At 75.2% G+C, this 24,583-nt stretch carries 18 protein-coding genes; 7 read left to right on the top strand and 11 right to left on the bottom strand.

From position 1 onward, the window contains the following. Window positions 1-25 precede the first annotated feature (25 nt). A complete protein-coding gene (locus MXD62_RS02770) occupies window positions 26-337 on the bottom strand; it encodes a hypothetical protein (RefSeq protein WP_248827850.1) in 312 nt (103 codons plus the stop codon). A 61-nt stretch (window positions 338-398) separates the two neighbouring features. Then, window positions 399-869, bottom strand: coding sequence for a molybdenum cofactor biosynthesis protein MoaE (locus MXD62_RS02765; protein WP_248827849.1), 471 nt, complete (start codon window positions 867-869; stop codon window positions 399-401). 99 nt (window positions 870-968) lie between these two features. Between MXD62_RS02765 and MXD62_RS02760 the strand changes: the two genes are divergently transcribed. From MXD62_RS02760 to MXD62_RS02750, 3 genes are all read left to right on the top strand, one after another. After that, window positions 969-2,327, top strand: coding sequence for a zinc-dependent metalloprotease (locus MXD62_RS02760; protein WP_248827848.1), 1,359 nt, complete (start codon window positions 969-971; stop codon window positions 2,325-2,327). A gap of 587 nt (window positions 2,328-2,914) precedes the next feature. Then, window positions 2,915-4,114, top strand: a complete 1,200-nt coding sequence (locus tag MXD62_RS02755) for a ThiF family adenylyltransferase (RefSeq protein ID WP_248827847.1) — start codon at window positions 2,915-2,917, stop codon at window positions 4,112-4,114. Window positions 4,115-4,169: 55 nt separating this feature from the next. Continuing rightward, entirely contained in the window at window positions 4,170-5,906 is a 1,737-nt protein-coding gene (locus tag MXD62_RS02750) for an AarF/ABC1/UbiB kinase family protein (RefSeq protein ID WP_248827846.1), read from the top strand. A gap of 111 nt (window positions 5,907-6,017) precedes the next feature. Here the strand turns inward: MXD62_RS02750 and MXD62_RS02745 are convergent, their stop codons facing one another. From MXD62_RS02745 to MXD62_RS02730, 4 genes are all read right to left on the bottom strand, one after another. Continuing rightward, window positions 6,018-7,859: an alkaline phosphatase family protein gene (locus MXD62_RS02745; protein WP_248827845.1), complete on the bottom strand. Its 1,842-nt coding sequence runs from the start codon at window positions 7,857-7,859 to the stop codon at window positions 6,018-6,020. 109 nt (window positions 7,860-7,968) lie between these two features. Then, complete coding sequence (locus MXD62_RS02740) at window positions 7,969-8,244, bottom strand: WhiB family transcriptional regulator (RefSeq protein ID WP_198145593.1); 276 nt, start codon at window positions 8,242-8,244, stop codon at window positions 7,969-7,971. A 174-nt stretch (window positions 8,245-8,418) separates the two neighbouring features. Continuing rightward, window positions 8,419-8,742 carry a hypothetical protein gene (locus tag MXD62_RS02735; protein ID WP_248827844.1) on the bottom strand — a complete coding sequence of 108 codons (324 nt, stop codon included), beginning with the start codon at window positions 8,740-8,742 and terminating at the stop codon, window positions 8,419-8,421. Window positions 8,743-8,939: 197 nt separating this feature from the next. Beyond that, window positions 8,940-11,219 carry an ATP-dependent DNA helicase UvrD2 gene (locus MXD62_RS02730; RefSeq protein WP_248827843.1) on the bottom strand — a complete coding sequence of 760 codons (2,280 nt, stop codon included), beginning with the start codon at window positions 11,217-11,219 and terminating at the stop codon, window positions 8,940-8,942. Between the two features lie 146 nt (window positions 11,220-11,365). Between MXD62_RS02730 and MXD62_RS02725 the strand changes: the two genes are divergently transcribed. Continuing rightward, on the top strand, window positions 11,366-11,605 hold the full coding sequence (locus MXD62_RS02725) for a mycoredoxin (RefSeq protein ID WP_018502246.1): 240 nt from the start codon (window positions 11,366-11,368) through the stop codon (window positions 11,603-11,605). Between the two features lie 188 nt (window positions 11,606-11,793). Further along, window positions 11,794-13,224, top strand: coding sequence for an ANTAR domain-containing protein (locus MXD62_RS02720; protein ID WP_248827842.1), 1,431 nt, complete (start codon window positions 11,794-11,796; stop codon window positions 13,222-13,224). Between the two features lie 132 nt (window positions 13,225-13,356). Here the strand turns inward: MXD62_RS02720 and MXD62_RS02715 are convergent, their stop codons facing one another. From MXD62_RS02715 to MXD62_RS02705, 3 genes are all read right to left on the bottom strand, one after another. Beyond that, a complete protein-coding gene (locus MXD62_RS02715; RefSeq protein WP_248827841.1) occupies window positions 13,357-14,724 on the bottom strand; it encodes a pitrilysin family protein in 1,368 nt (455 codons plus the stop codon). A 67-nt stretch (window positions 14,725-14,791) separates the two neighbouring features. Further along, on the bottom strand, window positions 14,792-16,090 hold the full coding sequence (locus MXD62_RS02710; protein WP_248827885.1) for a pitrilysin family protein: 1,299 nt from the start codon (window positions 16,088-16,090) through the stop codon (window positions 14,792-14,794). A 154-nt stretch (window positions 16,091-16,244) separates the two neighbouring features. Continuing rightward, window positions 16,245-16,514, bottom strand: coding sequence for a GlsB/YeaQ/YmgE family stress response membrane protein (locus tag MXD62_RS02705; protein WP_248827840.1), 270 nt, complete (start codon window positions 16,512-16,514; stop codon window positions 16,245-16,247). 67 nt (window positions 16,515-16,581) lie between these two features. Here MXD62_RS02705 and MXD62_RS02700 point away from each other — a divergent pair, with 67 nt between their 5' ends. Both MXD62_RS02700 and MXD62_RS02695 read left to right on the top strand, forming a co-directional pair. Beyond that, a complete protein-coding gene (locus tag MXD62_RS02700) occupies window positions 16,582-17,889 on the top strand; it encodes a helix-turn-helix domain-containing protein (protein WP_248827839.1) in 1,308 nt (435 codons plus the stop codon). 27 nt (window positions 17,890-17,916) lie between these two features. Then, on the top strand, window positions 17,917-18,696 hold the full coding sequence (locus MXD62_RS02695) for an endonuclease/exonuclease/phosphatase family protein (protein WP_112108614.1): 780 nt from the start codon (window positions 17,917-17,919) through the stop codon (window positions 18,694-18,696). A gap of 26 nt (window positions 18,697-18,722) precedes the next feature. Here the strand turns inward: MXD62_RS02695 and MXD62_RS02690 are convergent, their stop codons facing one another. Together MXD62_RS02690 and MXD62_RS02685 are read right to left on the bottom strand one after the other, a co-directional pair. Continuing rightward, entirely contained in the window at window positions 18,723-21,977 is a 3,255-nt protein-coding gene (locus tag MXD62_RS02690) for an ATP-dependent DNA helicase (protein ID WP_368862303.1), read from the bottom strand. A 71-nt stretch (window positions 21,978-22,048) separates the two neighbouring features. Next, a partial coding sequence (locus MXD62_RS02685) for a PD-(D/E)XK nuclease family protein (protein ID WP_248827837.1) occupies window positions 22,049-24,583 on the bottom strand: 2,535 nt, incomplete at its 5' end.

The following is a 24,583-nucleotide window of genomic DNA, read 5'->3' as shown; positions in this document are numbered from 1 at the left end:
GCACCGCTCGGCCGGGAGGGACCGGTCAGGCGTCGGCCGGACGGGCCAGGTCGCGGGAATCGCGGGAATCTCGGCCCGGCTCGCCGTCCGCCGGGTCGGGCTCGCTGCCAGCGGGCCGCGCCGACGGGACGGAGACGGGCATCATGGTCACCGAGGGTGACACCTTGACAGTAGTGGCCTCACGCACGGACGGGATGGGGCGGGCGAGGGCAGCCATGCTCCGGCGGTAGCCCTCGACGGTGATCATGGCTTCGGAGGTGCGGTCGGGTCGGCTGCGCAGGGTGAACCAGGCGAGAGCCAGGAGCACCGCGGCAGGTGGGATCAGCAGGAACCACATGGCGGCCTCGACGTCGAGACGGGGGAAGGAAGATGACCAATATCTATCCTAGGTGCCCCGCTCAGCAGGCGCCCACCCATTCTGTCGCGCCATCGGCGAATGCCTGGCGCTTCCAGATGGGCACCTGTTCCTTCACGTCGTCGATGAGGCGCCGGCAGGCCTCCAGCGCCTCCGCGCGGTGCGCGGCGCCAGCGGCCACGACGACCGCGATGTCCCCGATTGCCAGCTGACCCGTCCGGTGCAGCACCGCTATGGCGTGAACGCCCAGCTCAGCGGCCACATCGCCGGCCACCCGGGCCAGCTCGCCGGCGGCCCGGGGATGCGCGCTGTACTCGAGGTCCACCACCGACCTGCCATGATCATGATCGCGGACGGTGCCGATGAAGAGACCGATTCCACCGACCTCCGGCAACCGCACGGCAGCCAGGCATTCGTCCACAGAGAGCGGCAATTCACGCATCTCCGCAAGAACGACGACACCCCGAGCCACACCATCGACAACGGGTACCGGATCCGAGCAGGTCACATCCACCCCCCGACGGTAACGCCCGGCCGACTCCGTTTCACCGGTCGGCCGGAAAACGCACTACCGTGGGTTCATGTCCCTACGGCACGCTTACAGGCCCCACCCATGAGCGGCGGCGGCTTCCCCTTCGGCTTCGGCCCCACTCCGGGTGGCGACCCGGAGCGCCCCGCTGGCGGGGCCCCGTTCTTCGCCGAGCTCGAACGGCTGCTCTCCTGGCAGGGCGGTCCGGTCAACTGGGAGCTCGCCCGCCAGGTGGCGGTGCGGACCCTGGGCAGCGACGACCGCGCGGTGCGGGCCGCCGAGACCGGTGAGGTCGAGAAGGCGCTGCGCATCGCCGACGTGTGGCTCGACCCGATGACCGCGCTGCCGGCCGGCGCGACCACCGCCGCGGCGTGGTCCCGCGAGCAGTGGATCGAGGCCACGCTGCCTGTCTGGCGGACGCTGTGCGACCCGGTGGCGGGCAAGGTCGTCGAGGCCATGCGCACCGGGATCTCGTCCGGCCTGAGCCAGCTCGGCGGCGGCGACCTGCCGCCCGAGCTCGCGGGCGCGCTGCCGCCCGGCGTCGACCTCGGCCGGCTGATGGGCGCCGGCGGGCCGGTCGTGCAGATGATGAACCAGGTCGGCGGCATGCTCTTCGGCGCGCAGGTCGGCCAGGCCATCGGCAGCCTGGCGGCCGAGGTGGTCAGCTCGACCGAGGTCGGGCTGCCGCTGGGCCCCGCGGGCACGGCCGCCCTGCTGCCGGCGAACGTGGCCGCCTTCGGGCAGGGCCTGGGCGTCGAGGACGAAGAGGTCCGCATCTACCTGGCGCTGCGCGAGGCGGCGTCGAACCGGCTGTACGCGCACGTCCCCTGGCTGCGGGCGCACGTGCTGGGCGCGGTCGAGGAGTACGCGCGTGGCATCGCCGTCGACCCGGAGGCGGTCGGCCGCGTGATGCGGATGATCGACCCCACCGCGCTGATGAACCCCGAGCGGCTCACCGAGGCGCTCGGGGAAGATGTCTTCGCCGACGCGGACACCCCCGAGCAGAAGGCGGCGCTGGCCCGCCTGGAGCTGATCCTGGCGCTGATCGAGGGCTGGGTGGACCACGTCGCGGACACCGCCGCGTCCGAGCACCTGCCGTCCGCGGCGAAGCTGCGCGAGATGGTCCGTCGGCGCCGCGCCGAGGGCGGCCCGGGAGAGCAGATCTTCTCGACCCTCGTCGGCCTGTCGCTGCGCCCGCGCCGGCTGCGCGAGGCCGCCGCGCTGTGGGAGGCGTTGTGCGAGGCCCGCGGGCACGACGGGCGGGACGCGGTATGGGCGCATCCGGACCTGTTGCCCGGCGGGGAGGACCTCGCGGACCCGTCCGCGTTCGTCTCCGGCGCCGGGGCGGGCTCCGACGTCGACATCATGGCGGAAATCGAGAAACTCGACGACACGGCGCCGGGAGAAGACACTCCGCCGGCCTCGGGCGACTCGCCTTCCTGATCTCGCCGCTCCCGACCCAGCGTGACATGCACGGGTCTGAGGACCACACGAATTGACCGGCAAGGCGAATCAGTCGTAGCTTGACCTCGCGGCCCCCGGGTATGCGAGGCGCCTCCGGAAGGGGAAGCCGGAGGCTCCACGTTCCACCCGGGGGTTCGTCTTCCTCACCCGCCGGCCCGCGCCCGGCGTTGCGTGCCTCGCACCCGGCGTACTGTGCCCGCCCGTGACGGCTCGCCCGTGGTGGCTGCCGCCGTTGCGCTGCACCCCTGTGATCGTTGGCGCCCGCCATCCGTTGCGGCCATCACTCCCGCGACTGCTCCGCGCCGCCGCCGTGACGCACGCCATGGCTCGCGCGGCGGGCCGCCAGCCTCGACCCACCGCAGATGGGCCATTTTTGCACCTTTTGCCCTGAACAGCCGGTAGTGAAATCCACAGCGACAAGGCCCGCCCACAGGTCAGGACCGTTCGGGAATGGGCTGTCCACAGGGCGCGATCATCCGCACTGCGGCATTTCGATCTCATGTCATCGTGGACCTGTTGTCATCGCCGCCGGCCCACTCGGTGCCGGCCGACGCGAAGGGGGTCCCGTGCGCCCGGTCCTCAAACCCGGCCTTCGCCGCCTCTGGCGGGACAGCACCACCCTGCAGATCGGTGTCGATCCGCTTCGTGCCGTGATCATCACCGATCTGAGTCCGGCGGACGTCTCGGCACTCGACGCGCTGGACCAGCCGGGCCCTCACCTCGACCCCGGCGGCCAGGCCGACGATCCCGCCACCCAGGTGATGATCGAGATACTGGCCCAGGCCGGGCTGCTCGACGACAGTGCCGACACCGAGCCGGCGCCCCAGGACGACGCCGACCACGGGCGCCTCGCCCCGGATGTCGCCGCCATGTCGCTCGCGACCTTCGGAGTGCGTCCGCCCGGCTCGGTCCTCGCTGCCCGTCGTCTGGCCCAGGTCGCCGTCCGCGGCGCCGGGCGGATCGGTGCCCAGATAGCGGCGCTGCTCACCGCGGCCGGCGTCGGGCAGGTCATCGTCGACGACCCCGGTTCCACCTCCGCGGCTGACGTCGCTCCCGGGGGGTTGCGGTTGGACGACATCGGGCGGCCCCGGGCCCTCGCCGCCCACTCCGCGATGGGGCGGGTCGGCGGCGGGGCGCCTCGGCCACCGCGGTCCAGCAGGCCCGCGAGGTCACCCAGGTCCCCCGAGATCGAGCCCTTTCGCCCCGATCTCGTCCTGCTGGCCCCGGTGGGGATCCCGCTGGTCCACCCGGACGAATGCCTGGGGCTGGAGCGGTCCGGGGTACCGCACCTGCTCGCCGGCGTCCGCGAGACCACGGGCATAGTCGGGCCGCTCGTAGTGCCGGGGGTCAGTTCCTGCCTGCACTGCCAGCACCTGTACCGCGACGCCCGGGACCCCGACTGGCCGATCCTGGCGCTGCAGATGGTCCGACCGTCGGAGCGCGGCCCCGACCCCTGCGAGATCTCGCTGGCCACGCTCGTCGCCTCGATGGCGGCCATGCAGGCGCTCGACTACCTCGAGACCAGGCCATCGGCTGGCCGCGGATCGGCGGCAGGCCTGCCGGCCACCGCCGGCGGCACCCTCGAGGTCAGCAGATCCGACCTACGGATCCGACGCCGCACCTGGCCGGTGCACCCGGAGTGCCCCTGCCGCACCGCGCGCGCCGGGGCGGACGGGCCGGCCCCCGGGGATCAGCCCGACCTGTCACCACCGGTGGCCGCCCCGTCCGCCCCCGCGGACGCCATCGCCCCCAGCCACGCAGTCTGAACACGGGTACGGCGCGGGCGGCGCGGCATCCGGCTTGAGGAGGCACGATGGAGCTGTGTCCGACATCCCACGGCGAGCGGTCGTCCGCACCGCCAAGCTCGCGACCCTCCCGATCGGCATCGCCGGCCGGGCGACACTCGGCGTCGGAAAGCGCCTCGGCGGCAGGCCCGCCGAGGCCGTCGCGACCGAGCTGCAGCAGCGCACCGCGGCGCAGATCTTCCGGGTGCTCGGCGAGCTCAAGGGCGGGGCCATGAAGCTGGGGCAGGCGCTGTCCGTCTTCGAGGCCGCGCTGCCCGACGAGGTCGCCGGCCCCTACCGCGCCGCGCTGACGAAACTGCAGGAGGCGGCGCCACCGCTGCCCGCCGCCACGGTGCACAAGGTCCTCGCCGAGGAGCTCGGTCCCGAATGGCGGGCCCTGTTCGCCAGCTTCGACGACACACCCGCCGCCGCCGCGAGCATCGGCCAGGTGCACCGCGCCGTGTGGGCGGACGGCCGGCCCGTCGCGGTGAAGATCCAGTACCCGGGGGCGGGCGCGGCCCTGCTGGCTGATCTGAACCAGCTGGGCCGCGCCGCGCGGCTGTTCGGCGCGCTGACGCCCGGTCTCGACATCAAGCCGCTGGTCGCCGAGCTCAAGGCACGCATCACCGAGGAGCTCGACTACCGGCTCGAGGCCGCCTGGCAGCGGGCGTTCGCGCAGGCCTACGCCGACGACCCGGACATCGTTGTCCCCCGGCCGATCGCCGGGGCGGACCGGGTCCTGGTCAGCGAGTGGATCGACGGGGTGCCACTGTCGACCATCATCGACCGGGGGACGCGGGAGGAGCGGGACCGCGCCGGCCTCCTCCTGGTCCGCTTCCTCTACTCCTGCCCCGGCCGGGCCGGGCTGCTCCACGCCGACCCGCACCCGGGCAACTTCCGGCTCCTCGCGGACGGCCGGCTCGGTGTTCTCGACTTCGGGGCGGTGAACCGTCTGCCCGGCGGGCTGCCCGAGCCGATCGGCCGGCTCGCCCGGCTGACCCTCGCCGGTGACGCCGAGGCCGTCGCCGAAGGGCTGCGGGCGGAGGGGTTCATCCCGGAGGGCGCCACCATCCCCGCGGAGGACCTGCTCGACTACCTGGCACCGATGCTCGCGCCGATCACCGACGAGGAGTTCACCTTCTCCCGCGACTGGCTGCGCGGGGAGGCGCTCCGCCTCGGTGACTGGCGCTCCGCCGCGGCGCAGCTCGGCCGCCAGCTCAACCTGCCACCGTCCTACCTGCTGATCCACCGGGTGACGCTCGGCGCGATCGGGATCCTCTGCCAGCTCGGCAGCTCCGGCCCGTTCCGGGCCGAGATGGAGCGCTGGCAGCCCGGGTTCGCCCCGCCGCGCAGCGCCGCCGCACGCCACGCGGCAGCCGCGAACCGGCCGAACCGCCGCCTTCCCAGACTCGACATCGAGGACGGCACCGGCGTCATCCGTCCGCTCCCCGGGCCGGTGGTCCTCGCCACCGCCCCCGCGCAGCGCTCGGGGCGCTCGGGCCGCGCACGCAGCCGCGTCCGCCCGCCGGAGCAGGCCAGCCCGGTAGAACAAGCCGGTCCGCTGAAGCAGGCGGGCCCGGCGAAGCAGGCCGGCCCGGCGGAACAGGTCAGCCCGGCGGAACAGGTCAGCCCGGCGAAGGCCAGCACGCCGGAGCAGGCTGGTCCACCGGAGACCAGCCGACCGTCGCGGCAGGCCCGGCCAGCTCCAGGAAACCGACGCAAGCTCGAGAAGGAGGCCCAGCCCGAACCCGGGACCCAGCCCGAACCCGGCTGACCCATCCCGCTGACATGCACTATTACCCTGACTGCCCTAAGGCAGGAGGGCCCAGGCCGAGCCCGGGGTCCAACCCAGGCCGGGCTGGCGGGCCCCGGTCCGGGCGGGAGCTCAGGTGCCTGGCGGCTGCGGCGGCAGGGAGGCCGTCGCCTGGGCCCCCGGGCCACCTGGCGTGGCCCGGTCTCCGAGGTTGGCCGGGCTGCCCGGATCAGCGAAGCCGGCCGGGGCTTCGTCGTCGCCGGCGAGGCCCAGGTAGATGAAGCCGTAGCCCTCGTCCCGGAAGACCACCCCGGCGCGGTGCAGGGCGACGTCCCAGTCACCGCGGCAGTCGGGGTCGGCCGCCTCGAATCCGTGGTCGGCGGTGAGCAGGATGGCCGTCTGGTCGGTGAGGCCACGGCGCTCCACCAGGTCGAGGAACACCCCCAGCCGGCGGTCGGCGTCGGCCAGCGCGGCGCGGGCCTCGGGTGAGTAGGGCCCGCCGCCGTGATGACCGGTGTCGGTGATGGTGGTGTTCCACCAGGTCAGCACGGGTGGTTCCCGGCCGGCGGCCCACAGGTCGGTGATCTGGGTCAGCCCCAGCGCGTCCACCCTTGTCGACCAGGCGTAGTGCGGGTCGGCGGTGACCCATTCGGCGCTCGCGTGCGGGTCGCCCTCGGCGGCCGGCAGGTAGTCCTCCATCCCGCCACCAGCGGCCTCGGCACCGGCCTCGGCACCGCCGCCGGCGCCCGGCCCGACCCCGAGGGTTCGCACCAGGCCGAACGTCGAGTAGCTCGCCCCGCGGTCGATCGGCTCGTTCACGCAGGCCGTCTCGGTCCCGGGGCGGGAGCGGGCCACCGCCTCGAACACCGTCGACACGCCGTCCCGGAGCTGGTCGCAGGCGACGTGCCAGGTCGCGGCCTCGTTGGTGATCACCTGGCGGTCGGTCGCGCGGTCGAAGTAGACGTTGTGCAGAATGCCGTGCCGGCCGGGGCCGACGCCGGTGATCGCCGAGGTGTGGTTGGTGAGGGTCACGCTCGGGAACTCGGCCAGGGCGCCGCCGGTCAGCGCGACACCGCGGGCCAGCAGGCGGGCGACGTTCGGGAGCTCTCCCCGGGCGGCGAGGTCGAGCAGGTCGTTGCAGTTCGTCCCGTCCCACAGCAGCCCGACCACATGCCGGGCTCCCGGCCCGGCGAGATCGTCGAGCGCGGTTCCCTCCGCCTCGGGCATCGCCGCCCCGGCGAGCGTCGCCAGGGTCGGACCGACGTCGATCACCCGGGCGACCCGCGGCAGCAGGCCACGGGCGGTCACACCTGCCCCGGACAGAACGAGCGGCGCCCGGGACTGCCCGGCGTCCAGCGAGCCGTGCTCCCCCAGATGGCCGCCCCGCTCGGGCCAGTAGTGCCGCGGGGTGTGAACGACGGCGATGTCCGGCGAGCGCGTCGGGTCGGCGAATATGGACAGCAGGCGCCGTCCCGCGAAGGGGTAGGCGTTGCGCGCGGCCGGCGGGGACGGGTCGGCGAGCGCGGCCATCAGCGGAACACCGTGCATGGGGTCCTGGTCGGCGACCGGGTCCCGGCCGCGCAGGATCTCCCACGGCCCGTCCGGATCGTCGACCGGCAGGCGCGACGCACCGTCGGCGTTCGCGACGTGCAACCAGCCGTCCTCGACCCACGCGACCAGGTCGACGACGTGGGCGAGGTCGGGCCGGGTGAGCACGGCCACCGCCTGTGCCAGCCCGGGCTCCGCGACCGCCCTGACCGGCCCGGCCACCCCGGCCTCGGGGGCATCCCCGGCCGCGGTGGTCGTCACGGCCGCGGTGGCCACTCCGGGCGCCCTGGCCGTCACGGTGCCCGAGGGAGGCCCGTCGGCGGGGACGGCCTGGACGGGAGCGCCGGCCGGCGCCTCGGCGACGGTGGCAACGCGGTCGGGAGTGACACCGCTGCGGACCGGATACACGCGCTCGCTGCTGGGCACGCTCGCACACTACCGGCGCCGACCACACCACCAGGAGAAGCACATGCCAACTCCACGGGGCGGGACGCCGACGAATCGGCGTCCCGCCACGGCCCCGCCCAACCAGGCCTCAGGCAGCCACCTCCTTGCGCGGGCGGCCACGCGGGCGCTTGCGGGGCACGACACGGCCCGTCACGACAAGTTCACCTCCCCAGACTCCCCACGGTTCGTTCCTGTCGATGGCGGCCGACAGGCAGGCGAGCCGCACCGGGCAGTCCACGCACACGGACTTGGCGGACTCGACGTCCGCCGGGGACTCAGCGAAGAAAAGCTCGGGGTCCACGTCCCAGCAGGGCAGGACGAGACGCTCCCGCTCGATCCGGGAAACGATCGAGGGGTCGAACACCGGGGTCACCTCCGACACTGGCGGTTTCTTCGGTTCGGTTTCTCGGTCTTGCATCCATCGACAGCGGTCAGCTCGGGTCTCGCGGTGCGGTGGCGGGTCGGCGCCGGCCCTGGAAAACACGAAGGCCGCGGACCCCTGTCGGGTCCGCGGCCTCGGATTCGCTCCGTTTCGGCGCTATGCCAGGAGCGGATCTGGGACGGGGCCCCACAGGGCGAACGGGCGCAGCGAACGCGCGGCTGCCCGCATGACGGTCGTGTTGCCGGTGGTGATGTCGGTGCCTTGCGCCGGGCCGCTGGGCAGGGTGGCGCCATGCGGAGCGGCCAGATGCGCGCCGGTCACGCGCGCGCGGAGAACCTGATCGACACCGATGTGCGCACCGGACGCCCCGGCGCCGGGCCGCCGGGTGGCGTGGCCGACGAGGCGGGCCTGACCGGGCTGATCGCAGGAGGTGCCGAGAGAGGGCCGCGTACGCGTATAGGCCAGCATGACGAGCCTCATCGAGATCCCTCCCTCACCCTGCGTAGGAGCGTGCTGCTGCCAGCCCGCGAGCGCTGTTGATCGCGCCCCGGTGTTCATGGAACACGGTAGGAGCCATCGCCCACGCTGACAACTTATTTTCCATGTGATCACACAGACACCCTCAGCCACAGCGCGACCCACTCACCGCCGGCGTGTCACATTCCGAGCACCAGGCGTCAGCCCGTGGGCGGCGATCCAGCCGGTGGACGCCCCGTGACCAGCGCGAGGACGTCCTCGCCGTAGCGGTCGAGCTTGCTCTGGCCGATGCCGGGCAGCGCCACCAGCTCCGCGACCGTGGACGGGCGCCGTTCCGCGATCAGGCGCAGCGTCGCGTCGGTGAGGACCACGAAGGCCGGCGCGCCCTGCTCCTTCGCCCGGCGGGCGCGCCAGGCGCGCAGCCGCTCGAACAGCTCGCCGTCCACCGGCCCCCCCGGGCAGGCCTCGCACCGGCCGACGCGGGCCTCGGCGCCCGCCAGCGCGCGCCCGCAGACCCGGCAGAGCACGCTCGACCGGTTCCGTGCGCGGCCGTTGCCGGCGGTGCCGGGCTCCGCACGCGCCGAGCCCGGGCGGGCCGCGGACGAGCCGCGCCGGAAAACCGCCGCCGCGCGGCGCGGCTCGTCCAGGAACCGGGACGGCCGCCGCGAGCGGCGCGCGCCCTCCGCCCGCGCCAGCGCCCAGGACAGCGTCAGGTGGACCCGCGCCCGGGTGACCCCGACATAGAGGAGACGGCGCTCCTCGGCCAGTTGCTCGTCGGTCTGGGCGTGCACGATGGGCAGCGTCCCGTCGACGAGGCCGACCAGGAACACCGCGTCCCACTCGAGGCCCTTGGCCGCGTGCAGTGAGGCGAGCGTGACGCCCTGCACCGTCGGGGTGTGCTGGTGTGCCGCGCGCTCGGCGAGGTCGGCGGCGAAGGCGGCGAGGTCGGCCTCGGGCTCGCGCGCCTCGAGCTCGGCGGCGAGCCGGTGCAAAGCGGCGAGGTTCTCCCAGCGCTCACGGTCGGCTCCGGGCCCGGCCGGCGGCGCCCCCGGCCGCCATCCGAGCGCGCTGAGGACGTCCGCGACCACGTCGGCGAGCCCGCCGGGGCGGTCGGTCTCGGCGGAGCGCAGCGCGGCACGCAGCATCCGCACCGCCCCGGTCACCTCGGGCCGCTCGAAGAACTTCTCACCGCCGCGCACGAGATAGGGGACCTCAGCCCGGCCCAGCGCCGTCTCGTACGCCTCCGACTGGGCGTTGATCCGGTACAGCACGGCGATCTCGCTGGCCGGGACGCCCGTGCCGAGCAGGCCGCGGATCCGCCGGGCCACGGCGGCGGCCTCCTCGGGCTCGCTGTCGGACTCCAGCCACACGGGCTCCGGGCCGGACGGGCGCATCGCGACCAGCCGCCCCGCCGCGGACCGGCCCTCCGCACCACCCGCACCACCCGGAACACCCGGGCCGGCCTGGACGGCCGATGCTCCCCGCGTATCCGGCACGGGCCGGGCGGCGCCGTCGAGCAGCCGGTTCGCCAGCGCGACCACCTGAGGGGTGGAGCGGTAGTCCCGGACGAGGCGGACGACCGCCGCGGCCGGGAACCGACGCGGGAACTCCACCAGGTGCCGCGCGGAGGCGCCGGTGAACGAGTAGATGGTCTGGTTCGCGTCCCCGACGACGCACAGGCTGTCGCGGTCACCGAGCCAGGCGTCGAGCACGCGCTGCTGCAGCGGGTTGACGTCCTGGTACTCGTCGACGACGAAGTGACGGTAGCGGGCGCGGAGCTCGGTGGCGACCCAGCCGTGCTCCTCGACCACGGCGGCGGTCAGCAGCAGCAGGTCGTCGAAGTCGAGGACCCCCGCCTCGCTCTTGACCTCCTCGTAGGCCTCGTAGAGGCGGGCGACGACGTCGGGCGCGAAGGAGGTCTCCCGGCCGTGGGCGGCGGCGAGGCGGACGTAGTCGGCGGGCGCCACCATCGTCGCCTTCGCCCATTCCACCTCGGAGGTGAGGTCGCGCAGCTCGGCGCGGTCCGGGCGCAGCCGGGCACGGTTCGCGGCCTTCGCCATCAGCGGGATCCGGCTCTTCTCCAGCCTCGGCAGCGCCGTCCCGGCGACGGAGGGCCAGAAGTAGGAGAGCTGACGCAGCGCGGCCGCGTGGAAGGTGCGGGCCTGGACGCCGTCCACACCCATCACCCGCAGCCGGCCGCGCAGCTCGCCGGCGGCCCGGTTGGTGAAGGTGACGGCGAGGATCTGCCCCGCCCCGACCTCCCGTTCCGTGACCATGTGCGCTATCCGGTGGGTGATGGTGCGGGTCTTGCCGGTGCCCGCGCCCGCGAGGATGCAGACCGGCCCGACCGGGGCGAGCACGGCGGCGAGCTGCTCGGGGTCGAGCCCCTGCTCCGCGCCGGCCGGGACCGGATCGGGTGACGATCGACGATCGGGCGGCGACGCCGCGCGACGGGCCTCGGAGGCGCTGGGTCCGGACATCACCGGACACGGTAACCGTGCGCGGCCCGGGGAAGCGAAGTCACCATGGCCTGGTTATGCAGTGCGTCATACGCAGAGCGCCGCCCACCGGACGTCGCTCACCGCAACCCGTCATCTGACGGATCGTCGCCAACGGAGGTCTCACCGTGCTCACGATGTACACCACCCCCTGGTGTGGCTACTGCGTCCGGCTCAAGGGCCAGTTGGACCGGGCGGGGGTGGAGTACGTGACAGTCGACATCGAGCAGGACCCGACAGCAGAGCAACTTGTCCGCGATGCGAACAACGGCAACGCGACCGTACCGACCGTCGTCTTCCCCGATGGGACGGTGATGACGAATCCGACCCTCCGCCAGGTCACCGAGAAGGTCACTTCCGCCGCATAACGGATACACAGGGCGACGATCTTTCGGAAGTTCACGCCTTCCCGACGCACACGCGGCCGGCTCGTGGGACGGTGTCCGTCACTGCCCGTGAACTTTGTGGGAGAGTTCGGCCTGTGTCGTCAGCACCTTCAGGACTCCCGTGGAGCACGGTCGACGCCGCGCTGAGAGCCACGCACGCACTCCATCAGATGGAGCAGACGTGCCTCGTCGCGGTGTCGACGGATGTTGCCACCTACCTACGGGTGACCGGGCCGATCCCCGAGCTGGTTTCCGGGCTGAGTGTTCCGCGCGCCCGCTGTCTACCTGCCCGGATGCTCGATGGAGCGCCAGCCGCGGGCTCCCGGGCCGACCAGGATCCCGCCCTGGCCGACACCGTCGAGCCGGAGCGGTTCGGCATTCTCAGCTATGTCGCGATGCCCGTCGTCGGGCCGGACGGGACCGTTCTCGGCATTCTCGCCGGCCTCGACCGCTCATCGCTCACCGTTCCCACCGAGACACTCAGTGTACTGAGGGCGATTGCGGACAGTCTGGGAGCGTCGGACGCACTCCGCGACCAACTCGTGCGGGAGGCCCCCTCGGGGGTTGCTGCCAGTAACGAGGCGGAGGGTGACGGAACGGGCTCCCGGGGCACCGAGAACGGTGCCGCCGGCGAGACGGGCGGTGCGGGGCCCACCGGGCGGGCGGGCGGCGCGGCTCCCCCGCCCGGCACCGCTCCGGGTGGCGCCGCTCCCGGTGGCGCCACACCGAGTGGTACCGCCGCGGGTGGTGATGCCGCGCACGGTGCGGCCCCACCGGGCGGCACGCCGTCCGGGACAGCCGGAGCGGCCGGTGCCGGCGGGCCGGGTGAGGAGGCGGCGAGTTCGCCGCGCGCGCGGACCGCGGAGGCTCCCGGCTCGGAGAGAGCACCGCGCGGATCACAACCGCCCTCGCCGGCCGGGGGCCCCGGCCGGATACCCACCCCGGATGCCGTCGCCCGCGCGATCAGGCCCGGGCCGCCTGGTCGGCCCGGCGCGCCGCGGCCCGGACCGCCCCGGTCAGGACCGCCCCGACCGGGCACCGCACGGGGGCCCGGCGAGACAGGAGGAGGAGCCGCCGCCGGCACGCCCGCTCCCGGGGCCTCCGACATGCGGCTGCGCCGCGCGCCCACCGGCTGGATCGTCGAGGGACCCGGCGCCGAGATCCGCCCGGTAGGCGATCTGATCTCCGCGATGGTCCTGGCCGACCTGCTCGCCGAGGACCTCAGCCCGCCCGGGCGGCCCCGGCGCGCCGATCGCGACCTCAACGAGACCGAGCAACTGAGGTTGTCGGTAATCCAGCTCGAGCACGCGCTGGCGTCCAGGGTGATCGTCGAGCAGGCGATCGGCGTGCTCGCCGAGCGCAACCACATCAAGCCCCGGGACGCCTTCGAGCGGCTGCGCCGCACCGCCCGCGGGATGGGCCGGCGGGTACACGACCTCGCCCGCCAGGTGGTGGAGTCGGTAGGCGACCCGCGGGTCACCCTGCCCGGGGAGCTCGGCGGCCGCGGCGGCGGACCGGGCGCGGCGGGCGGGCCCGCGAGCGGTTCCGGAGGCGGCCAGCCGCGCCCGACCCCGCCGCGCGCCGCGCCGAGCCGCCGCTGACCTGACCGCCGCCGACCTGACCGCCGCTGAGCCCACCGCCACCGCTGACCTGGCCGGCACCGCCCCGAAGGCGCCCGGCCACGATCCCGTCATGCCCACCGGTGAGCGCCGTCCGCTGGGGAGCACCGTCACTCAGGCGGACTCGACGGCTCCGAGTGCCCGCACCGACTCGGTGATCTTCGAGGCATCCCCCACCAGCACGGTCACCAGCCCCGACGGAGCCAGCAGCTGCGCGGAGACCGCCTGGACGTCCGCCGCGGTGACGGTCGCGAGCGCGCGCGGATGGTCGCGCAGGTACTCGACGCCGACCCCGGCGCCGGACAGCCCGGACAGGGTGCCGGCGAGACCGGCCGCGGTCGCGCTCGACAGCGCCAGCGTGCCGATCAGGTACTGGCGCGCGGCCTCGAGCTCCTCGGCCTCCGGCGGCAGGACGGCCATCCGGCCGAGCTCGTAGAGGATCTCGAGCAGCGCCGGGCCGGTCACGTCGGTGGAGACGTCCGCGGCGACGGTGAGGCGGGAGCCGGCCTGGTGGTGGTCGACCGAGCTGCGCGGGGAGTACGTGTACCCCTTGTCCTCGCGGATGTTGGAGACGAGCCGCGAGCTGAAGTAGCCGCCGAAGATCGTGCTCGCGAGCCGGAGCGCGGGATGGGCCGGCGCGGAGCGGTTCAGCGCGCGGCCGCCCATCCTGATGTTCGTCTGCACCGCGCCCGGGCGGTCGACGATCAGGATCGGGCCGGCGGTGGGCACGGGGGCGGGCGGGTGGCCCGGGGCGGCGGTGCCCGTCCACGACCCGAGCGCGGCCTCGACGGCGTCCAGCGCGCGCTCGGGGTCGACGTCGCCGACCAGGGTGAGGATGGCGCCGTCCGGGCAGACCCGGGCGCCGTGCAGCGACCGCACCCGCTCGGCCCCGACCTCGGAGAGCACCGACGGCGGGGTGATGGCGCTGCCGTAGGGGTGGTCGCCGAACATCCGGCGCACCAGCGCCTCACGGGCGATCACCGCCGGCTGACTGAGCGCGATCGTCGTCTCCTCGACGATCCGGTCGCGCTCACCGCCGAACTCGCTGTCGGGGTAGCTCGCGGTGGTCAGGACGTCGGCGATCAGCGCGAGCAGCGGCTCGAGGCTGGTCGCGAGCGCGGAGCTGACGATCGCCAGCCGGTCGGCGTCGACACCGGTCCGCAGCGACCCGCCCAGGGCCTGCACGGCGGTGGCCAGGCCGACCCGGTCGTACCGGCTCGAGCCGGTGAGGATGGTCTCCGCCAGCAGCTCGGCCTCGGCCAGGTGGACCAGCCCGGACCCGGCGAACGGGATGCGCAGCCGCAGCTCGACCAGCGGGACGCTGGAGCGGGCGACGACGTCCACGCGCAGGCCGTTGGGCAGTGTGCGCCGCACGACGGCCGGCAGCTCACGCGGGACGGTCGGGATCACCGCCGGGATCTTCGACCCGGTCTCGGCGGGCGCGGAGATCTCGGCCGTGGCCGCAGTGGTCGTCGTCACCATGCCTCCTCGTCCCCCGGACGGGGGATGCCACCGCGGATCATCTCGCTCACCGGCCCGGCGTGCGTCATCAGGCGGCTCCCGCCCGCAGCTCCAGCACGGACCGGCCCTGGGTACGCAGCGCGCCCGCGGCCGTGGCGACCGCGTCGGCGGTCACCTCGGACAGCAGCCCGGGCAGCTCGTTGAGCAGCTCGGGACGGCCGCGGTGCAGCTCGAACGTCGCCATCGCCAGCGCCCGGCCGAGCGCGTCGTCGGACTCGCGCAGGATCGCCGAGGCCACCTGGGCCTGCACCCGCTCGAGCTCGCCGGGCTCCAGGCCGTCACCGGCCAGCCGGTCGAGCTCCTCGTCGACGGCCGCGAGCACCGTGTCGGCGGTCGAGTCCCCGGCGTGCCGGGCCTCCAGCGTCAGCAGCAGCGGGTCACGCTGGTCGAACGGGTCCCCGAAGGTGCCGACGTAGCTGCTGACCGCGGTGACCGAGCGGTCCTTCTGGACGAGGCGCCGTTCCAGCCGGCTCGCGTCGCCGGTGGTGAGGACGTCCGTCAGCAGGTAGGTGGCGAGGAACGCCGGCAGGTCGGTGTCGGGGTCGGGCACCCGGTAGCCGACGGCGAGCGCGGGGCGCGGTGCCAGCTTGTCGGTGAGCGCCTCCCGGCGCTCCTCGGCTCGCACCGGCTCGGCGAAGCTGCGCCGCGCCGGCACCGGGCGGGCCGGGATGGCGCCGAAGTACCGCTGGACGAGCTCGAGCGTCGCGTCGGGGTCGAACTCGCCGGCGACGGTCAGCACGGCGTTGCCCGGTGCGTAGAACTTGTCGAAGAAGTCCGCGGCGTCGTCGAGGCTGGCCGCCTCGAGCTCGGAGAAGTCGCCGTAGCCGTTGTGGGCGTTCGGGAAGGTGTCGAAGGCGACCGGCGGGAGGGTGATCCACGGGAACCCGCCGTACGGCCGGTTCAGCACGTTGACCCGGATCTCCTCCTGCACCACCGCGATCTGGTTGTCCAGGTTCTCCCGGGTGATCCTCGGCGCGCGCATCCGGTCGGCCTCGAGGAACAGCGCCAGCTCCAGCGCGCCGGAGGGCAGCAGCTCGAAGTAGTCCGTGTGGTCGGGGTGTGTCGACCCGTTGAAGATGCCGCCGGCGGCCTGCACGTACTTCGGGTGCTCCGCCTTGCCCACGTTCTCGCTGCCCTGGAACATCAGGTGCTCGAACAGGTGGGCGAAACCCGTCCGCCCCTCCGGCTCCGAGCGGAAGCCCACGTCGTAGTGGACGGCGACAGCCACCACCGGGGCCGTCCGGTCCGGGGCGAGCAGCACCCGCAGGCCGTTGTCGAGCGTCACTCGCTGAACCGGGTACGAGGGGGCCGCCACGGTGGCCCTCACCGCGCTGGACGCGGGCGGGCCGGCGGCTGGGCGTGAGGACACATCGCCACGCTACTGCCCTCGCCGTCCGGCCGGGGACCTTCGGCGGGCTCCGTCGCCCCGCCAGGTCCCCCCGCGCGGACCAGAGGACTACGAAAGGGCAACCCGAGCACCGTCAGGGATGACGGTGCCCACCACTGCCCGCGGCCGAGACCAGAAAGACGAGCACCGCGGCCACCGCCACCTGCAACAACAGTGTCAACAGCCAGCCGCCGTCGACACTGGTGGCAACGACGAGACCGAGCGCCGCGCCCAGCAGACCGATCAGAACCGTCATGAGACAACCGATCGGCGCCCTGCGCCGCGCCGGGACGACCGCCCGGCCCAGCAGGCCGACCACGGCACCGGTGAGCAGCACGCTGACGATGCCGGTAGGCGTGTCCACAGCACCGATTGTGCTCCCCGGGCCAGCCGGCGCCCCCACCTACGGGCCGTGGGCGCAGACTGTCCCGGTGGGACAATTTCCGCCCGGGCTGGGCGGCTGCCTCGCCGGTGAGCTGCGCGAACTTGGTGACGAGATCATCGCCGCCATCGCGGGTGAGGTGCCCGCCTACGCCCGCCCACTCGAGGGGACGTTCGGGCAGGGCGTACGGCGCGGCGTGGACGAGGCGCTGGCCCGCTTCCTCGCCATCGTCGAGGCCGGCCCGGACGCGGCCCCCGACCTGGCGGCCGGGCGCGACGTCTACGTGCGGCTCGGGCGCGGTGAGGTGCGGGCCGGCCGCTCCCTGGACAACCTGCTCAGCGCCTACCGGGTGGGTGCGCGGATCTCCTGGCGCCGGCTCGGTGAGGCCGCGCGCCACGCCGGCCTTGACGCCGCCGGCCTCGTGTCGCTCGCCGAGATGATGTTCGCCTACATCGACGGGATCTCCGCCGCCTCCGCGGAGGGCTACGCGCTGGCCCAGTTCGAGGTCGCCGGCCAGCGGGAACGGCTGTGGGACCGGCTCGGCGAGCTGCTGCTCTCCGGCGCCGACACCGTCACCATCGAACAGGCCGCCGCCGCGGGGGCGTTCCGGCTGCCCGACCGGATGGCGGCCGTCCTGGTGCCGACCGGGCCCGACGGGCAGCTCCCCCCGCGACTGCCCACCGGCTGCCCGCGCACCGGCCACGGCGTCGACTTCTGGCTGTTCGTCGGGGACGCCGACGAGCCGGCCCGGCGCGGCTGGCTGGCCGACCGCCTCGACGGCACGGGGGCGGTGGTGGGCCCGACCGTCCCCTGGCCGGAGGTGACGAGCAGCGTGGAGCGCGCCGGACTCGCCCGAACCGCCCGGCTGGCCGGTCGGCTGCCCACCGCGGCCGGGCAGGACCCGCTGTTCACCGACGACCACCTGACCGCCCTGCTGCTGGCCCGCGACCCGGGGCTGCTCGACGACCTCACCCGCCGCCGGGTCGCCCCGCTCGCCGGGCTGCCCGAACGCACCCGGGCCAGGCTGGCCGAGACCCTGCTCTACTGGCTCGCCCTGCACGGGCAGCGCCGGCTGGTGGCCGAGCGGCTGCACATCCACCCGCAGACCGTCCGCTACCGGGTCAGCCAGCTGCGCGAGCTGTACGGCGACGCGCTGGACGACCCCGACACCCGCTTCGAGCTTGAGCTCGTCCTGCGCGCCCTGACCGGCCAGCGCCCGGGCGACCCGACAGCGGCGCCCCGGCCGGGGCCGCCGTCAATGCCGCGCCTGGGCGTCCCCGCGGCCGCGAGGCAGGACGTCCCGGCGGTGGCGCGGCAGGGCCCGGCGGGCGCGGGAAAGCCGGTTCGGGCCGGCTGACGGGCGGTTCACGCTACCGTCCGTACTGTGCGGGTGGGCTCGTTCAACGTGATGCACGGCCTGTCCCTCGCCGACGGACGGGTCGAGGTGGACCGCTTCGCCGCGGCCGTCGCCGACCTCGACTGCGACGTCCTCGGCCTGCAGGAGGTCGACCTGGCGCAGCCCCGCTCGGGCGGCGGGGACCTCGCGGCCGCCGCCGCGACGGCGCTCGGCGCCCCCGACACCGGATGGCGCTTCGCCCCCACCGTGTACGGCACCCCCGGGCACCACTGGCGCCCGGCGGAGGGCGAGCGCCGCGGCGACGAGCCCGCCTACGGAATCGCGCTGGTCAGCAGGTTGCCGGTGCACCGGTGGTGGGTGGTTCCGCTCGGCCGCGCCCCGGTCCGCTCCCCGATCCTCGCCCCGGGGGCGAACCGCCGGGCCCGGCTCATCCTGCTCGACGACGAACCGCGGGTCGCGCTCGCCGCCGTCGTCGAGACCACCAGCGGACCACTGACGGTGGTGACCACCCACCTGTCCTTCGCCCCGGGGTGGAACGCCTTCCAGCTTCTCCGGCTGGTGCGGAGGCTGCGCGGCGTCGACGGGCCGGTGGTGCTGCTCGGCGACCTGAACCTGCCGGGCCGGCTGCCGACCGCCCTCACCGGATGGCGCCGGCTGGCCGCCCACCGCACCTACCCCGCCCACGCCCCCCGGGTGCAGCTCGACCACGTGCTCGCCCGCGGCGCGGTGGGCACCGTAGCCGCCAGCGAGGCACGCCGCACCCAGATCTCCGACCACCTCGCGCTCCTCACCGACATCCGCCGATAACCGCGCCCGGACCGAGTCGGGCCGGGCTAGCGGCCGCGGTCGGAGGTGCTGTCGGAGGTGCTGTCGGAGGGCCACGCGCGGCCCGAGAGCAGGGCGGTGATCTCGTCCTCGCCGAGCAGCGGCGGGCGCACGACTCGCCCGGACGCGACGTAGAAGTAGGCCGCGTCGACGTCCGCCACGGCCACGCCGCGGACCCGCGCCCAGGCGACCCGGTAGACCGCGAGCTGGACGGGATCGGCGGCCTCCGAGCCGGTCTTCCAGTCGACGACCTCCCAGCGCCCACCGCCGAGCTCGTAGACGGCGTCGATGCGCCCCCGCACCGCGCGCCCGCCGATCATCACCTCGAACGGCGCCTCCAGGGCGAACGGGCGGCGGGCGCCGTACGGGCTGACCAGGAAGGCCGCCTGCAGGCCGGAGAGGTCGTGGTCGTCCGTGAGGACGGCGGCATCCGCGGCATCGGCGAGGTCCTCGACGTCGATGAGCGGCCGCTGGTCGAACATCTCCTCCACCCAGGCGTGGAACCGGGTACCCCGCCGGGCCTGCGGTACCGGCCGGCGCGGCACCGGCCGGGCCAGGTCGCGGGCGAACTCGACCGGGTCGGCCCGCATCCGCACGATCTCGGACGCGGTCAGGCTCGCCGGGATCGGGACGTCCCGGAACGGGGCCCGGGCCACGCGCTCCTCGGCGAGCAGCAGCGCGGCCTCGCGGTCGAGCTCGGCGAGCAGGGCCCGCTCGCGGGCGGTCATCCCGCCCGGCTCGCCGGCCGGCGGGGCCTGGCCGGAGCGGATCATCGCCAGGGCCTCGGCGACGCCCGCCGCCGCCTCCCGCCGGCGGGCGAACGCCACCGGCTCGTAGGGCGCCGGCCACGCGAACTCCACCGGGACGGCCAGCGCGGGGTTGCCGCCCCGCTCCGGTTCGGAGGTCCACACGTCCACCCGCCCGTTCCCCTCGGCCGCGTGGTCGTGCAGCTCGGTGAGGAACACCGAGGGGCCACGCCTGGTGCGCTGGGTCGGCCCCCACCAGTGGCCGCTGCCGAGCAGCACCGACTTCGCCCGGGTGAACGCGACGTAGGCCAGCCGCCGCTCCTCGCGCTCCTGGTACTCCCGGCAGTCCTCGGTGTAGGCCTCCAGAGCCGCCTTCGAGTCGTCGAGCTCGTAGGACGGCAGCTCGGCCGCGTCGCCGCGCAGCGGGGTCGGCAGCACCCCGGTCGTGGTCGGCCACCTGTCCCGCACCGTCAGGTCGGGAAAGACCCCACGGCTCAGGTTGGGCACGGCCACCACCTCCCATTCGAGGCCCTTCGCCCGGTGCATGGTCATCAGCGCGACGGCGTCCGCGCCGGACGGCCCGGTGATGTCCAGCCCGCGCTCGTGCTCGCGGGCCGCCCGTAGGAAGCCGAGGAAGGACGTCAGCGAGTTCGGCCCGTCGGGGTCGTCGAAGTCGGCCGCCGCGTCGAGGAAGGAGGCCAGGTTCTCCCGGCGGCGCGCCGCCACGGCACGCGGGCTGGCGGCGAGCTCGACGTCCAGCCCGATCGTGGAGATCACCCGGTGGAGCAGGTCGAGCAGCCCGTCGCCGACGTGCGCGCGCAGCGCCGCCAGCTCCGCGCCGAGCCGGGCGGCCCGCTCCCGCCCCTGGGCCGAGATCTCCTCGCCGGGGTCGGTGAGGGCGTCGGCGAGGGCGACGACGTCGCACGGGTCGACCCCGGCGACAGCCTCCGCCAGCGCGCTCCCGTCGCCGCCCCCGCCGGCGGCCGTCGGTGCGGTCGTGCCGGTGGTGCGCAGCAGCGCCCGCGCGCGGCGGCCCAGCGCGGCCAGGTCGCGCGGGCCGAGGCGGACCCGCGGCCCGGTGAGCAGCCGGACGAGCGCCGGGTTGGCGACCGGCGAGTCCAGCACCTCCAGCACGGCGACGACGTCGGCGACCTCGGGCAGGTCCAGCAGGCCGGCGAGGCCCACCACCTCGACCGGCAGCCCGGCGGCCGTCAGCGCCGTGTGCAGCGCGCGGACGTCCGAGCGGGCCCGCACGAGCACGGCCATGTTCCCGGGCCGCTCCCCCGCCGCGACCAGCTCGGCCAGCCGGGCGGCGACCCAGGTGACCTCCTGCGCCCAGCTCTCGTGCAGCGCCACCAGGGTCCGCCCCGAGGCGACGACGTCCGCCCGGGGACGCAGCTCGACGACGTGGTGGCGGGCCCGCAGCGGGGCCGCCACCGCGTTGGCCAGCGTCAGCAGCCGGCCGCCGCTGCGCTGGTTCACCGACAGCAGGTACCGCGCGGACGGGGCGCCATCCGCGCGCGGGAAGTGATCGGGGAAGTTGTCCAGGTTGGCCACCGACGCGCCCCGCCACCCGTAGATCGCCTGGCAGGGGTCGCCGACGGCGGTCACCGGATGGCCGCCGCCGAACAGCCCGGCCAGCATCGTGCGCTGGGCGACGGAGGTGTCCTGGTACTCGTCGAGAAGCACCACGCCGGCCCGCGTCCGCTCGGCGGCGCCGACCTCCGGGGAGTGGCGGGCCAGCCGGGCGGCGAAGGTGACCTGGTCGCCGAAGTCGAGGACGTCCCGGCCGCGCCGCGCGGCCCGGTAGTCGGCGACGAGGCCGGCGAGCTCACGCCGCCCCCGGGCCGTGGCCGCCATCCGGCGCAGCTCCTTACGCAGGCCCTTCGTGCCCGGCCGCAGCGCCGCGCTCGACAGGGCCGCCATCGCCCGGTCGAACAGGTCCGCGTCGAAGGCCATCAGGTCGTCGGCGGAGACGAGGTGCTCGCTCATCTCCCCGTCGAGCGCGACGAGGTCGGCGACGAGCGCGGGCATCGACTTCGTCAGCGCCTCGACGCGGCCGCGGTGGGCGCGGGCGACGCGGGCCGCGAGCTGGTAGCGCGCGGCCGCGACGAGCATCCGGGTGTCGGGCTCGAGGCCGAGCCGCAGCGCGTGCTCGCTGACGAGACGCCCGGCGTAGGTGTGGTAGGTGCCGATCGTCGGCTCGTCGGCGTCGTCCGCGGCCGGCTGGCCGGGGACGTTCTCGCGGGCGCGGCGCAGCGCCGTCCGCACCCGGCCGGCCAGCTCGGCGGCGGCCTTGTTCGTGAACGTCAGGCCCAGCACCCGCCCCGGCTCGACCTGGCGGGTGGCCACCAACCAGACCACACGGGCGGCCATCACGGACGTCTTGCCCGACCCGGCGCCGGCGATGACGACAGCCGGCTCCAGCGGCGCGGTGGCCGCGGCCAGCTGTTCGTCGGTGTACGGGACGCCGAGCAGCTCCCGCAGGTACTCCGGCTCCGGCACCGGGCCGGTCATGACACCGCCCGCGCCTGCCGGCTCCGGGTCGAGACCGGGAAGTACCTGCTCGGCGGCCCCCGCCGCGCCGGTCAATCGATCACCTGCTCCCCCTCCGGCCGCCCCGGGCAGCACCGACGGAACGAACACATGGTGCACCCCTCGCCGGGTGTGGGCCGGAAGGACTCGGTCGTCACGGTCCGCACCGCGTTCTCGACCATGTCGTCGATCCACGCCCGGCCGCCGGGGAGCGCGTCCTGACGCTGCACCTCGGGCGGCCCCGGCTCCTCCGCCGGCAGGCGCGGGCCGGTGTTGTCGCCGCCCGCGTCCCGCCGGAGCTGCACCAGCTCCGCCCCGCCGGGCACCGCCGCCGGCCGCTCACCCGCGGTGGACGGCGCCCCCGCCCCGGATGGGTCCCCAGCCCCGGGCACCTCGCCGGGCGCGGGCGGATCGTGGCGGCGGGCGGCCTCGCCCAGTACCGGGTCGAGGGCGCCCTCGCGGACGGCGAGCTGGTAACTGCCCAGCTGTGCGTGGGTCGCCAGGTCACGCCGGCTCGGCGGCGTCCGGCCGGTCTTGAAGTCGACGACGTGCACCCGGCCGGCGTCGTCGAGCTCGACCCGGTCGATGAAGCCGCGCAGCCGGACGACCCGGCCGGCCACCGGGATGTCGCAGGAGAAGCGCACCTCGGACGCGACGACCTCACGGCCGCGCTGCGCGGCGTGCCACTCGAGGAACCGGCCGAGCGCCTCCCGCGCCGCCGCGCGCTCCTGCTCCGAGCGCCACCGCGAGTCGAACTCCAGATGCCGCCAGACCAGGTCGAGCCGCGCGTCGAGGGCCTCGAGCCGCGCCTGCGTCCGGCCCGTCGTCACCTCGTCGGCCAGCGCGTGCACGACCTTGCCGAAGCCCTGCGCGGGCGACGCCGGCTCGGCCGCGTTCGCCTCGTGCTCCAGGAACCAGCGCAGCCCACAGGAGCTCAGGCCCGACAGCGAGGACCCCGAGAGCCGGATCGGCGCGTCGGGCGCGACGACCGGGACGTCCGAGCTCGTCACGTCCAGCAGGCCCCACCAGCGGTCGGGATGGGCGGCGGGGACCAGCGCCCGGCCGGTCTCGTCGGAGACGGCGGCCAGGGCCGCGAGCCGGACCCCCGCGGCTTCCCGCATCGCCGCCGACGCCTCCGGGTCGACTGTCAGCCGCCGCAGCGCGGCGACCAGGCCGACCAGGGTGAGCGGACGCGGCGGGCGGACCCGGACGCTCTCCACCTGCACCCCGAGCTCGGCCAGGAACCGACTGGGCTGCTCCCCGTCGTCGTCGGCGCCGTCCACCGCGGTCACCACCAGGCGGCGGCGCGCCCGGGTGAGCGCCACGTAGAACAGGCGACGCTCGTCGGCGAGCAGCTCCTCCCTGGTCCGCGGCGGGCGGACGCCGCCGTTGCGCGGCGAGTCGAGCTGCTCGGCCCCGAGCAGGGTGTGCCGCTGGCGCAGGTCCGGCCAGACGCCGTCCTGCACGCCGCAGACGACCACGACCTCCCACTCCAGCCCCTTGGAGCGATGCGCGGTGAGCAGCCGGACGGTGGCCGGGCGACCGGCCCGGGCCTGCGCCGTCTCCGGCGCGATCTGCTGGCGGGTCAGCTCCTCGACGACGGAGCTCACCCCGAACCCCGGCCCGCGCCGCTCGCCGAGGCGCCCGACGGCGTCGAACAGCGCGACGACGGCGTCGAGGTCACGGTCGGCCGACCGCCCGGCCGGCCCGCCGACCGCGGACGCCCGCTCCAGCCTGGGGCCCCACTCGCTGGCCGTCCACAGTGTCCACAGCGCGTCCTCCGGAGCCGCCCCCCGCCGCAGCTCGGCGCGCACGGTTCGCAGCAACCGCCCGAGCCGGCGCGCGGGCGCGGCGAGCTCGTCCGGGACGGCGAGCAGAACCCGCTCCGGATCGGCGACCGCCTCGCGCAGCAGCTCGGCCGAGGACGCGGGCAGACCGAGCACCGACCCGTCCGCCTCCGGTGCCGAGCGCGGCTCCGGCAGGGCGATCGGGCCGACGGCGTCGCGGGCAGTGCTGTTTCTGGCAGTGCTGTTTCTGGCAGTGGTGCCCCGGGCAGCTGTGCCCCGGGCAGCGGCGCGGGCGGCGGCGTCGTGGGCGCGCAGCTCGCGGCCGAGGGCGCGCAGGCCGGCCGGGTCCGCGCCGCCCAGCGGGGAGGTCAGCAGCGCGCGCGCCGTCTCCGGCGTCAGCTGGACCGCCGGGTCGTCCGCGCAGCGCAGGGCCGTGAGGAGCAGCGCCGCCGCCGGCTCCCGCGCCGGCGGGAGCTCCCCACCCGCCACGCTCACCGGGACGCCCGCCGCCGTCAGCACCCGGCGCAGCAGCCCGAGCGGCGCGGTGGAGCGGACCAGGACGGCCATGTCGTCCCAGTCGACGCCGTTCTCGAGATGCTCGCGGCGCAGCAGCTCGGCGATCGCCTCCGCCTCGGCGCCGGCCGTCGGATAGGTGCGGGCCGCGACCTGGCCCGGCCCGACGGCCCCCGCGGAGACAAGATCGCGGTGCGCGCGGACGTGGGGGGGCGGCGCGCCCCGCCCGGGGCGCGCCCCCCCCCCCCCGGGGGGGGGGGGGCGCCGCCCCGGGGGCCCCCCCCGGCC

The sequence above is a fragment of the Frankia sp. Mgl5 genome, from assembly GCF_023242985.1.
In the GTDB taxonomy this organism is placed as follows: Bacteria; Actinomycetota; Actinomycetes; order Frankiales; family Frankiaceae; genus Parafrankia; species Parafrankia soli.
This window is presented reverse-complemented; position numbering and strand designations above follow the sequence as displayed.

Bases quoted from the DNA above. Each gene is read 5' to 3' on its own strand.
- MXD62_RS02760 (WP_248827848.1), top strand. From the start codon at position 969: ATGAGCGGCGGCGGCTTCCCCTTCGGCTTCGGCCCCACTCCGGGTGGC.
- MXD62_RS02735 (WP_248827844.1), bottom strand. From the start codon at position 8,742: ATGAGGCTCGTCATGCTGGCCTATACGCGTACGCGGCCCTCTCTCGGC.
- MXD62_RS02730 (WP_248827843.1), bottom strand. From the start codon at position 11,219: ATGTCCGGACCCAGCGCCTCCGAGGCCCGTCGCGCGGCGTCGCCGCCC.
- MXD62_RS02720 (WP_248827842.1), top strand. From the start codon at position 11,794: ATGGAGCAGACGTGCCTCGTCGCGGTGTCGACGGATGTTGCCACCTAC.
- MXD62_RS02715 (WP_248827841.1), bottom strand. From the start codon at position 14,724: ATGGTGACGACGACCACTGCGGCCACGGCCGAGATCTCCGCGCCCGCC.
- MXD62_RS02770 (WP_248827850.1), bottom strand. From the start codon at position 337: ATGTGGTTCCTGCTGATCCCACCTGCCGCGGTGCTCCTGGCTCTCGCC.
- MXD62_RS02690 (WP_368862303.1), bottom strand. From the start codon at position 21,977: ATGACCGGCCCGGTGCCGGAGCCGGAGTACCTGCGGGAGCTGCTCGGC.